Genomic DNA, 13,402 nt, shown 5'->3' on the forward strand with positions numbered 1-13,402 from the left:
ATGTCGTGCATAGGGTGGCGCCGAATATCTCGTTAGGTCTTGGTCACATCACGGGACGGTCGCGAGTGCGACTCAGTTGACAGACCGTTTACGTTCAGGTAATTCCTCGGACATTGGCCGCACGACGATTTAGGTGTCTTCACGTGACGGCCGGTGCACCACCCGCGGATGTGAACCGCAGCGCTGTTGGACGCTAATGCGGAGAAACGAAACCTCAACGGGGTGTTGTTTGTCATGCGTGGAGTTTTCCGATGTGCCGCAAGCAGGTGTCAGAAGGGAAATCGATGCGCTCTCCACACCTATCACGGATGTTCTCGTCGGGGAGGCGACGGCGCGGGGCGCGAGTGCTCGCGTTCGGCTCCGCGCTGGTGGTCGCCCTGACCGCGATCGGGTTGAACACGCCGGCGGCCACCGCGGCCACGTTCTCGGTGTCGATGCAGAACCTGCAGTACAACCCGGCGACTTTGAACGTGAACGTCGGTGACACCGTCAAGTGGACCAACAACGAGACCAACGGTGTCGTGCACAGCGTGACCGGTGGTCCGCTGTCCTCGGACGTGAACCCCGGCGAGTCCTACTCGTTCACCTTCACGTCCACGGGCACCGTCAACTACCACTGCCGTTTCCACCCGGACATGCTCGGGTCGATCGTGGTCGGTGGCACTGCGCCCACGACCACGACGGGACCGACGACCACCACCACGGCGCCCACAACGACGACGGTGCCGCCAACGACGACGAGCACCACGAGCTCCAACACGCCCGCCCCGACGACGACCACCGGTTCGGGTGGGGCGCCGATCGGTGGTGGACCTCTGCCGGTGTCGTTCCACCTCACCGACAACCAGGGATCCTGGTACGACACGAACCTGAACCTGTTCGGCACGAAGTCCCTCGCCGTGGCCGAACTGCCGCGGGTGAAGACCGGCGGGCTCATCCCCGGCGTGCCGCTGAACGGCCTTCCGCTGCTGGGCAACGGCGCTCTGCTCGGTTCGGACGCGAGCAACGCGCTCAACGGTGACCTGTCGCGGCTGACGCAGCTGCCGCTCAACGGCACGCTGCTCCAAGGCCTCGGCGTGGACGTGGAGAAGCTGCTCGGGCTGGACAAGCTGCGCACGGCGATCGGCAAGGTGATGCCGCCGCTCGACCTGCGGGCGATCAAGGCGAACACCCTGATCACCCAGCTGTCCCAGCAGATGGCGGCCCGTCCTGCCAACACGAAGACCGCGCTGACCGACCTGCCGGTCGGCGTGGAGCTGATGAAGGTGCTGGCAGACATCCAGAAGTACGTGCAGACCGCCACGATCAGCCTGCCCGTGACGGTGAACTTCGACATCTCGAGCCCGAACGCGCAGTCGGCGCACACGATCACGAACCTGATCTGGCCCGAAGGGGCGCAAGGCTTCCCGTTCGACCAGCCGGGCGCCTTCGTCGGCAGCACGACCGCGCAGCTGACCGAACCCGGCCTCTACGCGTTCGTCTGCAAGATCCACCCGTACATGCTCGGTGCGGTCGTCGTGGACGACCCGCTCACGCCCGGCCTCGACTTCGGCAAGAAGCTCAAGATCAACAGCCGTGCGCTGAACGTCCCGTCCGACGCCGACATCATCTCGCAGCTGGTGCTGAAGTTCTTCAACATCACCGCGCCGAACAACTGGCAGAAGTTCAGCAACACCGAGCAGAAGACGTGGAACCCGACGTTCCCGCCCGCGCCGATCCTGATGTACGACTCGAACGGATCGCCGCAGCTCGTTCCGTTGCTGGACGCCTACTTCAAGAACAAGTTCGGTCTGCCGAAGACCCTGCCGGCGCTCAACCAGCGGCCGGGAACTCCCGGCGTGGGCGAGGTGTGGATCGACACCGAGCTCGAGAAGACGGCGGGCAAGACCAAGTCCGGCACCGCGACGAAGGTCGACGTCTCCACCTGGAAGGTCGACCGCAAGGTGGCGTTGCCCGAGGTCAACATGAACAACCCGCACAACATGTGGACCGACAAGGACGAGCGGTACATCTACCAAACCGAGTGGTTCGGCAACAAGCTCGACGTCTTCGAGCGGGCGACCGGCAGGTTCGTCCGGCAGATCGAGGTCGGGCCCGACCCGTCGCACGTGATGACGAGGACCGACACCGACCAGCTGCACGTCGCGATCAACGGTGGCGCGTCGGTGGTCGAGCTCTCGCCGGGCGCCACGAAGATCGACCGGCGCATTCCCGTGCAGGGACCGGGTGAGAAGGTCGCGCACCCGCACGCCCACTGGATGACCGGCGACGGCACGACCATGGTCACGCCGAACGTCAACACCTACGACTCCACCGTCGTGGACATCGCGACCGGCAACATCCGCAAGGAGGCGACCGGTGAGCTGCCGATCGCCACGGGCATCACGCCCGACGGCGCCAAGGCGTACGAGGCCAACTTCATGGGCGGGACGGTGTCCTGCATCTCGCTCAAAGCCGACGCGTGCAAGGACGGTGGCGCCACCGTGCACAACAAGCAGATCGACCTGTGGCGCAACTACGACCCGGTGGCAGGTGAACACGGCTCGTTCGGCGGCCTGCCGATCCAGCTGCCGGTGAGCCCGGACGGCAACGCGCTGCTGGTGGCCAACACGTTGACGTCGAACATCACCGTCATCGACCCGAAGACCGACGAGATCGTGAAGTGGTTGCCCTGTGACTCCGGTTGCCACGGCATCAACTACGGCGCGAAGAAGGGCGGCGGCTACTACGCCTACGTCTCCAGCAAGTTCGCCAACACCCTCGCGGTCGTCGACATCGACCCGAACGGCGACGGCAGTCCGTCCGACGCCGCCGTGGTCGGGAAGATGGTGCTCGACGCGACGTCGGCCACCGCGTCCGACGACCAGGTCGTCGACCACATGGGAATGGGCGGTATGGGCGTGCTCGCCGTGCCGCTCGTCTACAACGGCTGGGCGCAGAGGGTGCCCAGCAATCCGGTGAACGACCAGCTGACCTGTCGTCAGCGGTACCCGCTCACCTACGCCACTGATTGCTGACACCCCAACCGCGGGACGGGAAGCCGTTCGAGGACGGCTTCCCGGACCGCGGCTTCCCAGCGGGAGGCGACTCATGTCCACAGAGTTGGTTAGACAGCGCAAAGTCCTGCCGGTGCTGACGGTTCTGCTGTCCGTCCTGATCGCCCTGGCGGGCGTGACGGCGTCGAGCGTCCTGAGGGAGTCCACTTCGGACCCGGCGTTGCCGGCAGCGGCGGGCGACGACCTCGGTGACGGCACCCGCCTGGCCCAGTACGAGGTGGTCGGCGGGGTCAAGGTGTTCCGCCTGCGGGCGGCACCCCTGTCGTGGGAGGTCTCGCCCGGCAACGTCCGGCAGGCCTTCGCCTACAACGGAACCGTGCCCGGCCCGGTCATCCGGGTCAACGAGGGCGACACGGTGCGCTTCATCGTCCAGAACGACCTGCCGGAGAGCACCTCGCTGCACTGGCACGGCATGGACCTGCCCAACGACCAGGACGGCGTGCCCGGTCTCACCCAGCCCGAGATCGAGCCGGGGCAGAGCTTCACCTACGAGTGGAAGGCGATCAGCACCGGAACCCATTGGTACCACTCGCACATGCACGGCGACCAGGAGGGCAGGGGCCTCTACGGCTCGCTGGAGGTGGTGCCCAGACTCGGTGACATCGCCGCCGCCCGCGACTACCGGCTGATCATCGGGGACGGCCCGCTGGGTTTCGTGTTCAACGGCAAGAGCTTTCCCGCCACCGTGCCGTTGCGGGCACGGGTGGGTGAGCGGGTGCGCATCCGGTTGATCGGCTCCGGTCCGGAGATGATCCACCCCATCCACCTGCACGGCGGCTACTTCGAACTGGTCGCGCAGGACGGCAGACGGTTACCGCTGCCGCAGCAGATGGACACCTTGCTCGTCGGTGTCGGGCAGACCTACGACATCGTCTGGACACCGACCAGGGTCGGCAAGTGGATGATCCACTGCCACATCTTCTCCCACGCCGAGACCCACACCGGGATGGCGGGGCTCGTGTCCATCTTCAACGTCGACCCGCCCGCGGTCGGCCTGCCCCTCCCTCTGGGCGGCTGACGCATGACGAGTACCCGCGATCGCGACCCGATCCCCACTGCGGAAGGAAAAACGATGGTCCGGCCCGGCACCGCGCTCGTCGCCCTGGCGGCGTTGCTCATCATCCTGTTCCCGTCGACCGCGTCGGCCCACGTCACCGTCTCACCGGGCACCGCGGAACCGGGCGGCTGGGCCAGGGTGGTGTTCCGGGTGCCGAACGAGCGCGCGGACGCCTCGACGACGCGGCTGGAGGTGACCTTCCCTGCCGACCACCGGTTCGCTTCGGTGTCCGTGCAACCGGTTCCCGGCTGGACGGCGACCACCAGGAAGGAGAAGGCGGACGTGGCCGGCCAGTCGGACGAGGACTCCTCCGGTGAGGTCGTGACGGGCATCGTCTGGGAGGGCGGGACCGTCCAACCCGGACAGTTCCAGGAATTCGGCGTCTCGATGGGCAAGCTGCCGGCCACGAACACCAAGCTGGTGTTCAAGGCCCTGCAGACCTATTCGAGCGGTGAGGTCGTGCGGTGGATCGACGTCCAGGCCGACGGCGGGCCGCGTCCCGAGCACCCGGCTCCGACGTTGTCCGTGGCCGCTCCTGCGGTCGCCGCCCCGCCCGCGGCGCCCGCGGCCGGGACCGACGTGCTCGGCCGGATGCTCGGCGGGGCGGGACTCCTGGCCGGTCTCGTCGCGCTCGGGGTTTCGGTCGTCGCGCGCAGGCGGCCGATCGCACCGGTGGACAGCGTTGCCCCGCAGAAGGAACCGGCGGCGAACGAGCCGGCACGGGTCTGAGAGCCAGCGAGGTCGACGGCTCTTCGCCCGCCGTCGACCTCGCGCCCGTCACGTCATCCCGGTGAGAGGAAGAGCGGTGAACAACTTCGCGCGCGTGTGCATCGCGTTCGTCCTGGCATTGCTGCCGGTGCTGGGAGTTCAGGGCGTTGCCGGTGCGCACGCCGTCGTCATCTCGACCAGTCCCGCGGGCTGGGCGGTGCTCGGCACGTCGCCCGCCGAGGTGTCGCTGACCTTCAGCGAGCCGGTGGAGCTCGGGCTGGCGACCGTGCGGATGATCGGGCCGGCCGGGGACACGATCACCACCGCCGCCCCGGCGCACGCCGCGGACAGGCCCGAAGTTCTCGTGGTCGCCGTGCCGAGGGCGTTGTCCGACGGGACCTACACGGTGAACTGGCAGGTCACCTCCGCGGACACCCATCCGGTGCACGGCGCCTTCGTGTTCAGCGTGGGACAGCCGTCCACGTCGGCGGCGCTGCCGGCACCGGCCCAGACGCACACCGAGGCCGACCGGGCCGTGACGTTGTCGTACGGGCTGGCGCGGTGCTTGTCCTTCGCCGGGCTGGCGCTGCTGGCGGGAGCGGCGTTCTTCGTCGTGTGGTGCCAGACCCGGCCCGCGGCCGGCCGTCGGGTCCGCGTGCTGCTGTCGAGCGGGTGGTGGAGCCTGCTGGCCGCCACGGTGCTGGTGCTGCTGCTGTACGGGCCTTACGCCACGGGCCGGCCGTTCACCGCCGCGGCCGACCTGTCGCTGGTCGCGAACACGGCCGGCACGCGGCTGGGCCTCGCGGTGCTGTCCCGCCTGCTGCTGCTCGGGCTGGTGGGCGTCGTCCTCCTGAGGTTCCTGCGCCGCGCCGACGAGAGCGAAGCCACCGATCGCCAACGCCGGCGCCGAGGCGCGGCGGTGCTGGGGGCGACCTCCGTGCTCGCCCTCACCTGGAGTGCCGCCTCGCACAGCGGCGCCGGTGACCTGGCCTGGCTGGCCCTGGTGGCCGACGCGGCACACCTCACCGCGATGGCCGTGTGGCTCGGTGGTCTCGTCGTGGTCGGTGTCGTCGTGAGGTCCGCCGACGCGTTGGCGATGCGCGTGGCGGTACCACGCTTCTCCCAGGTGGCACTGGTGTCTGTGTTCGTGCTGGTCGCCACCGGTCTGTTCCAGTCGTGGCGGCTCGTGGGCACCCCGTCGGCCCTGATCGGCACGTCCTACGGGCGGGTGCTGCTGGGCAAGGTCGCGGTGGCGGCGGTGCTGCTCGCGCTGGGAGCGCTGGCCAGGCGCTGGGTCCAGCGCCACTACGGTTTCCCCGTCGTCTCGCCCTCCGACCGGCGCCGGGCGGCGCGCGGGCCCGGTGATCGTCAGGTGCGGCGCTTCGGGGCGGTCGTCGTCGCCGAGGCGGTCATCGCGGGCCTCGTGCTGGGGCTCACGGCGGTCCTGGTCGGCACCAGCTCCGCCGCGGCGGAACTGGCCGAGCGGGAACAACCGGCGACCGAGGTGGCGCAGCCCGTGCCCGGTGAGCCCGTCATCGCGGACTTCGACACCGGTGGCGCGGCCGGACGCGGCAAGATCGCGGTCGTCGTCGCGCCCGGCGCGTCCGGGGGCAACGAGGTGCACCTGGCGGTGCTGGACGAGCGGGGGCGCCAGAAGGACGTCGCAGAGGTGGGGGCGACGCTGAGCCATCCCGAACGGTCACCGGCGCCGTTGACCGTGCCGTTGCGTTACAGCGGTTTGCCGGGACATTACATCTCAGATGCGCTCTCCCTGCCCGTATCCGGCCGCTGGGACATGTCGTTGAAAGTTCGCACATCAGATGTCGATGAAGCCACTGTGCATGTCTCCGTGGGCATTCCCTGAACCGCGCGAGCGGTGATGACCCGCAGGAACGGATGGTGACGGCATGTACCCCCAGGACGCCCGCAAGGTATCTCCTGACGTGCTGGAAGCCCTGCGCCGGCGCGCCGTCGCCGCGGTCGAGTCGGGCCTTTCCCGCGCGGAGGTCGCGCGAATGCTCGGCGTGTCCCGGCAGACGATCAGCGTCTGGCACCGCGAATACCGCACGCGGGGCGAAGAAGCGTTGCGGAGCAGGCGACGGGGCAGACAGCGCGGTGAGCAACTCGCCCTGTCGTACGCGCAGCAGCTGTGGACGATCCGGACCGTGACGACCTGCGGGCCGGACGAGGTCGGGCTGAGCTACTGGCTGTGGACGAACCAGGCGCTGGCGGAACTGGTCAACAACAGGTTCCGGATCGCTCTGTCGGCGACGACGGTGCGCAACTACCTCATCAGGTGGGGAGTGCTCCCCGAGTCCGTCCTCTTCAACAGGTCTGGCGGAGGTCAGGCGGATCCGGGGCGCGCCGCGGCGGTGAGCGGGGAGACGCTGTGGATGCACAGCGCGCCCTTCCACTGGCTGACCGGTCCGCAGCTGCACTCGGACGGCGCGTCCGCCTGCTCGGAGACGGACGGTCACGGGAGTGCCATGTTGTACGCGGTGTCCGCTCGCGGCACGGTGCTGTTCCTCTGCTCGCACGACCCTTTCGACGGTGTCCGGCTGACGGAGTTCTACGACAGACTGCTGCGCCAGCGCGGTCGCCGGCTCAACATCGTGCAGGGCTGGAAACCGACGCACCGGGCCGGCGTCCTCACCGCGTGGATCGAGCAGCGGGCCGGTGAGGTGTCGGTGCGGATCGCGGTCGAGGACGTGTCGTGTCCGGCGCCCAGGAGCGGAGATGCCCGGTGACGATCCGCCGGGTGGCGTGGTTCGGATGGGCGGACGCGATTTGATCCGAAGTGGACCGTTCGGCGGAATGCGTTCTGCTGCAACGGTTTCAGGCTGTGTTGCAGTTGAAGTGAAGCCCTTGTCAAGGTCACCTGCGTGCGGTTGCATCTGCCGCTGTGACCACAAGGCTGAGTGTCGCGAGCGTGCTCGCGTTGATGGCGTCGATCCTGGTCGGCACGCAACCCGCCGAGGCCGCCACCGGCCTGAGGGTGAGCGGCACGAAGGTCGTCGAGGCGAACGGAAGCGCCTTCGTCATGCGGGGTGTGAACCATCCGCACGTCTGGTTCCAGGGGCAGACCCGCGCGTTCGCGGACATCAAGTCCTTCGGCGCCAACACGGTTCGCGTGGTGCTGGGCACCGGCAAGCGGTGGGGGCCGAGCACGGCCGCCGACGTCGCCAACGTCATCTCGCTGTGCAAGCAGAACCGGTTGATCTGCGTGCTGGAGGCCCACGACACCACCGGATGGGGCGATCAGCTCGGAGCCGCCACCCTGGACGACGCGGCGAGCTACTGGATCGGCCTCGCCGATGTGCTCAAGGGTCAGGAGAACTACGTCGTGGTCAACCTGGGCAACGAGCCGTTCGGCACTAATCTGCTGGTGAGCTGGGCGTGGACGGACGCGACGAAGAACGCGATCAAGCGTGTGCGCGCAGCCGGGTTGCAGCACCTCCTGATGGTGGACGCGCCGATGTGGGGCCAGGACTGGCTGAACATCATGCGCGACAACGCCGCCTCGGTGCTCAACGCCGACCCGCAGCACAACACGGTGTTCTCCGTCCACATGTACGGCGTCTACAACACGGCGGCGAAGGTCAACGCGTACTTCGACGCCTTCCACAAGGCAGGGCTGCCGTTGGTGGTGGGAGAGTTCGGGAACAAGCACAGCGACGGCGACCCGGACGAGGACACGATCATGGCGCAGTCGCAGGCCAGAGGCATCGGTTACCTCGGCTGGTCGTGGAGCGGCAACGGTGGTGGTGTCGAGTACCTCGACCTGGTGCGCGCGTTCAACCCGGCCGACCTCACGCCGTGGGGTGAGCGCTTCCTCAACGGCCCCAACGGAGTGCGGCAGACCTCGAAGCAGGCCACCGTCTACGGCTGACGTCGACCCGCTGACCGGCTGGATCACCGGGCCACCCGGCTGCCGTGCCGGGGCCGATCGGGGATCTCCCTTAGTCCTGAGGTCTGACACGGATCCGACCGAGGTCCGATGTGCGAGCTCTGTCCGTTGCGGTGAAATGGTTGGCAGGCGGGCGTTGTCGTGGTGACAGCCCATTCGCCGAAGCCACTTCGTCGTCCTGCTGGGGAGAGTTCATGGCCTTGTTGACTGATGCTCTCGCAGGGCTCGCGAACCTGCCGCAGCCCGCCGTCCTGGCGGTGACGGGCGCGTTGACGTTGGCGGAGTGCACGCTCGGCGTCGGTTTCCTGGCGCCGGGCGAGAGCGCTCTCCTGCTGGCCTCGACGACGGTGACCACCGTGCCCAGGTTCCTGGCCATGTGGCTGGTGGTCACGCTGTGCGCGGTGGCGGGGGACAGCATCGGGTACTATCTCGGCCGCCGGTTCGGCGATCGGTTGCGCGACAGCAAGATCGTGCGCAAGGTCGGTCAGCAGCACTGGGACAAGGCGGGCGAGCTGCTGCGGCGGCGCGGGGCGTGGGCGGTGTTCGTCGCCAGGTTCATGCCCGTCGTGCGGACGCTGGTGCCGGCGTCGGCGGGTGCGTCGAAACTGGAGTACCGCCGGTTCCTGCCCGCCTCGATCGCGGGCGCGGCGTGCTGGTCGGCGCTGCACATCGGCATCGGCTCGGCCGCGGGCGCCTCCGCGAAGTACATCGAGTCCGTCTTCAACGGAGCGATGTGGGTCGTGCTGGGCGTCGGGGTGCTCGTCGGTGTGGTCGTCGTGCTGCGCAAGCGCAAGCAGGCCGCCCAGCCGAGGGAACTGGAGGAAGTCGCCTGACTCGGGCGGCTGTTGTCGGCCCGCATCCGTCCTGGAATGATCGGCGCCCCTCCTCCGAAAGGCCGCACCCAATGACCGGTTCGCCCGACAGAGTCACCGTCGTCTCAGGGGAAGACCTCGCCCAGATGAAGGCGTTCCCGCTGCACGGCGACGAACGGCTGCAGAACAAGCTCCTGTGGAAGTCGCCCAGCGGCGACACGATCGTCGGCCTGATCCAGATGGCACCGGGCGCGCGCGATGTCGGCCACAACCACCCGTCGGCGACGCAGCACACGTGGGTCATCGACGGCCAGGTGAGCATCGGGGGCGTCGAGGCCAGGGCCGGTTCCTACGCGTTCGTGCCGCCGGGCGTCGACCACGAGACCGTCGCGGGCGACGAGCCGGTCACGATGTTCTACATCTACCAACCGTTCGCGCCCAAGCACGACCACGATCACCACCACTGACCCTCACCCATCCGTGGGGTGAAGTTCGGCCAGGAACGCGGCGTGCGCAAATAGGTTTTCCGCATGAGATCAGTGGCCGCCGCGTTATTACTCCTGGCCGTCACCTCCGGCGGAGCAGCGGCGTCGGCCGCACCCCCAGTCGCGAGGTGCGCGGCCGCCCGCCCCGTCGTCTCCGGCACGGAGACAGCTGTAGAAGCACGCGTTCTCACCGGCTGCACGGCCGGTGAGCTCGTCGTCTTCCGCGCCGCCTTCACCGCCCGCGCCCACGGCACCTCGTGCACCGCGGTCGCCGCCGAGCTGGAACCGGACCCCGCGGACGTGCCGCAGTGGGTCCGCGCCCGCCTGGAACTGGTCTGCGCCCCCGGTGAGAAGGGCCTGCTCGGCTCGCGCACCACCGTCGAGATGTACGACCAGGAAGACGCCCGCGTCGCCACCTACAGCTTCGGCGACTCGTTCATCGAGCAGAACCCGGCCGCGCGGCACCTGTGGACCGTCGAGTTCGTCGGGGGCCTCGGGGAGCTGCCGGTGCCCGTCGATCCGGCCGTGAGGTCGTCCAGCGGGTCGGTCGGGTGGGGCACCTCGAGGGCGCAGGCCGACCACTCGGTCTACGACGGCTGACGCTTCTCCACCTGGCCCTTCTGCACCTTTCTGGCTATCCGGAAGATCCTGTGGATCTCCGAGCGCTTGGTCGGGTGCTGGAAGGTCACGGCCTCGACCGCGTCCCGGCGCCGCCACCACGTCAGGTCCGGAGCGATGAGAGCGGTCAGTCTGACCAGTTCAGCGGCCTTCTCCGCGTCCCACCTGGCGTGCAGGGCCAACTCGCCGAGGTGTTCCAGGACGAGTTCGCCGAACTCGGGATCTGCGAGAACGTGTTTGAACAGATCTCGGACCTGTTTCGGGAACGCCTGGGCGAACTCGATGAAGTAGTCGCGGCTGTGCTCGTAGAAACCGATCACCCACAACCCCAGTGCGAGCGTGATCGGTTGAAGGCCGGTGCGGCGGTACCTCGCTCCGGTCCACGACACGACGGTGTCCAGGGCGATGCCGCGAATCTTCTTGTCGGCGAGCATTGACAGCACCCCGAACACCACCGCGTTCTGCGGCGTGTACTTCTCCGACTTCCCGATCTCGGTCAGCTTCGCCAGCGCCGCGGTGAGGTCCCGTCTGCCGAACTCCGACGAGTAAACCCGCGCCACCGTCCACTTCTCGTAGGCGTTGCCGTACTTCGTCCACCGCTCGATGGTCTTCTCAAGGAGCGGACGCACGATGTTGTCGTCCATCAGCACTTCGACCGCCCGCGCCGCCAACTCCCGACGGCCGTACTGGCGCTGGGAAGCCAGGTTCTCGATGATCGCCAACGGTTCGTGCGCGGGGACGGTCCGCACGACCTCACACACGGCTTGGACGCTCTCAGCCTGGAACCGGTTGAGTGTCGCGTCCTCGCACATCCAGTCGCGCAGGATCTCCTGCGCCGCGGGGTACTGCCGCCAGACGTGCGTGAACACACCGCGCGCCCAATCGTGTCGCTCGAACCGGACGGTTTCCTCGAAGAGATCCTTGTGCTTGGGGTGGTCGCGCTTTTCGGTCTTCGCTCGGATGTCCCGCAGCAGTTGGTCCAACGGCACGTCGAACCTGCAGCGCGGGCGGAGCTTTCCTTCCTCCGGCAGGCGTGCCTTCCTGATGTCCTGGTCCAGTGCCCAGGCTCGCTGCAGAACGTGCTCCAGCGGCTGGTTCTCGAGCACCGCGACCGCGAACGAGTACGCGTGCCCGCGCACGTCCAGCTCTTCGAAGCTGCGTGCGACGGCCTCGGTGACTTCTTCCTTGAGCGAGAAGATCGCTTTCACGAGGTCGATGTCGCCGTTCCGGACCTGCACCGCGAGATCGGCGGCGAGCAGCGCCTTGTCGGGTGACGCGTCCTCGAGCGCGTCCGCCAGATCGTTCTTGATCGTGTGCAGTACCGCCTCGTCGACGTGACCGCGCCGGCGCAACGCTGCCTGCGCCACCTCTACCGGTGAGGGTGCGGTGAGCACTACCGCGTGCTTCCATGCGCTGGCCGGAGTCTGGGCGAGGTGGTCGAGCAAGATGACGAGGAGGCACCGCGCGTCCTTGACGACGTCGAGGCACTGGGTGAAGTCACGGTCGGTGAACGGTCTGTCACGGCTGTCCCGAACGTCCAGCACGATGCCGAGGCCCTCTTCCAGCTCCGCCTCGCGGATGCTGCCGAGAGAGCGGGAGCGATTCATGTCGGCGATCTTCGTGACGCCGGACTCGTGGGCCAGCATCCTGCGAGCGGCGAACGTTCTACCGGTTCCCGCTCCGCACAGGATGACCACGCTTTCCCGCTGGAGGATGGTCACCGCCTCGGCGAAGCCGCCGGGAGGCACGAACTCCTGCTTCACGTCCTTGATGTCCTGGTCAGCCGCGTAGCGGACGATCAAGTCTGCTGGGGTGGACGTGATCTCGGCGTAGTAGTTGATGTTGCCGTTCACGTCCCCGACTTGAATGCCGCGCATCTCGCCGTTCACGACGTTCTTCTTCTCGGGGATGTATCGCGCTTCGTTCGGTGACAGCGGCGACGTTTCTGTCGAAGTGCGCGGCTTCTCCTCGCCGCTCGGCTCCGGTGCTGCTTCCTTGTCGTCGCTCACGGCCGCCGACCTCCGTAGTAGTTCACGTCCCCCTTCGAGTGTCCGATCTGGATGCCGTGCATGGGACCGTTCACCTGGTTCACCACGCGCGCCTTGGGTTCAGAAGCACTGACGGGACTGGTGAACGCCGCAAGGCTGCGCGCGTCGAAGCCCGCCACGCGGACCCACGCGTCGTGCCGGTACTCCTTGTGCGAGACGGGCAATGAGGCGAAGTCGCCCCGCCGTGCGATCTGTGTGTGATCGCCGCTGAACGCCGTGTCCATGGCCTCGGTCGAAACGATCAACGCGGTGTTCGCGGCCTCCTCGGAGGCTTCCTCGTGGCAGCGCTTCAGCAGGTCTTTGAACTCGGGGGCGTCGAGCAGGCGGGTGTGGGTGATGCGGGCGCGGTAGAAGCCGTCGTCGTCGCCGACCGGGCCCACGTGAACCGCAACGCGCAGTCGCACCTCCGGCTTGTGCCAGCGGTTGTGATCTGTGGTGAGCTGGTCGAGGCGCACGGCCGCGTCCAGGACCGCGCCGAGTTGCTCGCTCGGCAGCACCATCAGAGCGCCGTCGCCGGGAGACTCGAGGGAGAGCACGTCGTCCGGCTTGATCCCGCTCTGCGTCAGTGCGGTGTCGACCAGATTCGAGATCGTGCCCGGAACGGCGTTCATCAGGTAACCGGGCAACCGGGCTGAACCGATGACGTCGACGCCGAGCAACGCGCGGTGCTGCGGAACGGGATTCACTCGCTGCCTCCATTTCCACGGGAGA

At 67.9% G+C, this 13,402-nt stretch carries 11 protein-coding genes; 9 read left to right on the forward strand and 2 right to left on the reverse strand.

Annotation, left to right across the window (positions count from 1 at the left end; genetic code table 11):
- The first annotated feature begins 344 nt into the window (after positions 1–344).
- The 9 genes from AOM45_RS26185 (at position 345) to AOM45_RS26225 (ending at position 10,625) form a co-directional block, all read left to right on the forward strand.
- Positions 345–3,017 (forward strand): cupredoxin domain-containing protein, encoded by a 2,673-nt coding sequence (locus AOM45_RS26185; RefSeq protein WP_236703830.1) that lies wholly within the window; start codon positions 345–347, stop codon positions 3,015–3,017.
- A 73-nt stretch (positions 3,018–3,090) separates the two neighbouring features.
- Positions 3,091–4,074 carry a multicopper oxidase family protein gene (locus AOM45_RS26190; RefSeq protein ID WP_081902119.1) on the forward strand — a complete coding sequence of 328 codons (984 nt, stop codon included), beginning with the start codon at positions 3,091–3,093 and terminating at the stop codon, positions 4,072–4,074.
- Positions 4,075–4,128: 54 nt separating this feature from the next.
- A complete protein-coding gene (locus AOM45_RS26195; RefSeq protein ID WP_035910241.1) occupies positions 4,129–4,842 on the forward strand; it encodes a YcnI family copper-binding membrane protein in 714 nt (237 codons plus the stop codon).
- 76 nt (positions 4,843–4,918) lie between these two features.
- On the forward strand, positions 4,919–6,685 hold the full coding sequence (locus tag AOM45_RS26200) for a copper resistance CopC/CopD family protein (protein WP_051783348.1): 1,767 nt from the start codon (positions 4,919–4,921) through the stop codon (positions 6,683–6,685).
- Between the two features lie 43 nt (positions 6,686–6,728).
- On the forward strand, positions 6,729–7,568 hold the full coding sequence (locus tag AOM45_RS26205) for a helix-turn-helix domain-containing protein (RefSeq protein ID WP_063757029.1): 840 nt from the start codon (positions 6,729–6,731) through the stop codon (positions 7,566–7,568).
- A gap of 155 nt (positions 7,569–7,723) precedes the next feature.
- Positions 7,724–8,710, forward strand: coding sequence for a glycoside hydrolase family 5 protein (locus AOM45_RS26210; RefSeq protein ID WP_030467646.1), 987 nt, complete (start codon positions 7,724–7,726; stop codon positions 8,708–8,710).
- A 212-nt stretch (positions 8,711–8,922) separates the two neighbouring features.
- Positions 8,923–9,561: a DedA family protein gene (locus AOM45_RS26215; protein WP_030467645.1), complete on the forward strand. Its 639-nt coding sequence runs from the start codon at positions 8,923–8,925 to the stop codon at positions 9,559–9,561.
- Positions 9,562–9,632: 71 nt separating this feature from the next.
- Entirely contained in the window at positions 9,633–10,007 is a 375-nt protein-coding gene (locus AOM45_RS26220; RefSeq protein ID WP_030467644.1) for a cupin domain-containing protein, read from the forward strand.
- A 63-nt stretch (positions 10,008–10,070) separates the two neighbouring features.
- Entirely contained in the window at positions 10,071–10,625 is a 555-nt protein-coding gene (locus tag AOM45_RS26225) for a hypothetical protein (RefSeq protein ID WP_156093818.1), read from the forward strand.
- Here AOM45_RS26225 and AOM45_RS26230 read toward each other — a convergent pair.
- Together AOM45_RS26230 and AOM45_RS26235 are read right to left on the reverse strand one after the other, a co-directional pair.
- The gene (locus AOM45_RS26230) at positions 10,613–12,652 is read right to left on the reverse strand and encodes a hypothetical protein (RefSeq protein WP_030467642.1); all 2,040 of its coding nucleotides are present in this window, start codon (positions 12,650–12,652) and stop codon (positions 10,613–10,615) included. The two genes, AOM45_RS26225 and AOM45_RS26230, sit on opposite strands and share 13 nt — an antisense overlap.
- Positions 12,649–13,377, reverse strand: a complete 729-nt coding sequence (locus AOM45_RS26235; RefSeq protein WP_030467641.1) for a hypothetical protein — start codon at positions 13,375–13,377, stop codon at positions 12,649–12,651. The genes AOM45_RS26230 and AOM45_RS26235 overlap by 4 nt, the downstream gene beginning before the upstream one ends.
- Between the last annotated feature and the right edge of the window lie 25 nt (positions 13,378–13,402).

Origin of the sequence: Lentzea aerocolonigenes (assembly GCF_000974445.1) — a bacterium.
GTDB classification, from domain to species: domain Bacteria; phylum Actinomycetota; class Actinomycetes; order Mycobacteriales; family Pseudonocardiaceae; genus Lentzea; species Lentzea aerocolonigenes.

Bases quoted from the DNA above. Each gene is read 5' to 3' on its own strand.
- AOM45_RS26195 (WP_035910241.1), top strand. From the start codon at position 4,129: ATGGTCCGGCCCGGCACCGCGCTCGTCGCCCTGGCGGCGTTGCTCATC.
- AOM45_RS26190 (WP_081902119.1), top strand. From the start codon at position 3,091: ATGTCCACAGAGTTGGTTAGACAGCGCAAAGTCCTGCCGGTGCTGACG.
- AOM45_RS26215 (WP_030467645.1), top strand. From the start codon at position 8,923: ATGGCCTTGTTGACTGATGCTCTCGCAGGGCTCGCGAACCTGCCGCAG.
- AOM45_RS26220 (WP_030467644.1), top strand. From the start codon at position 9,633: ATGACCGGTTCGCCCGACAGAGTCACCGTCGTCTCAGGGGAAGACCTC.
- AOM45_RS26205 (WP_063757029.1), top strand. From the start codon at position 6,729: ATGTACCCCCAGGACGCCCGCAAGGTATCTCCTGACGTGCTGGAAGCC.
- AOM45_RS26225 (WP_156093818.1), top strand. From the start codon at position 10,071: ATGAGATCAGTGGCCGCCGCGTTATTACTCCTGGCCGTCACCTCCGGC.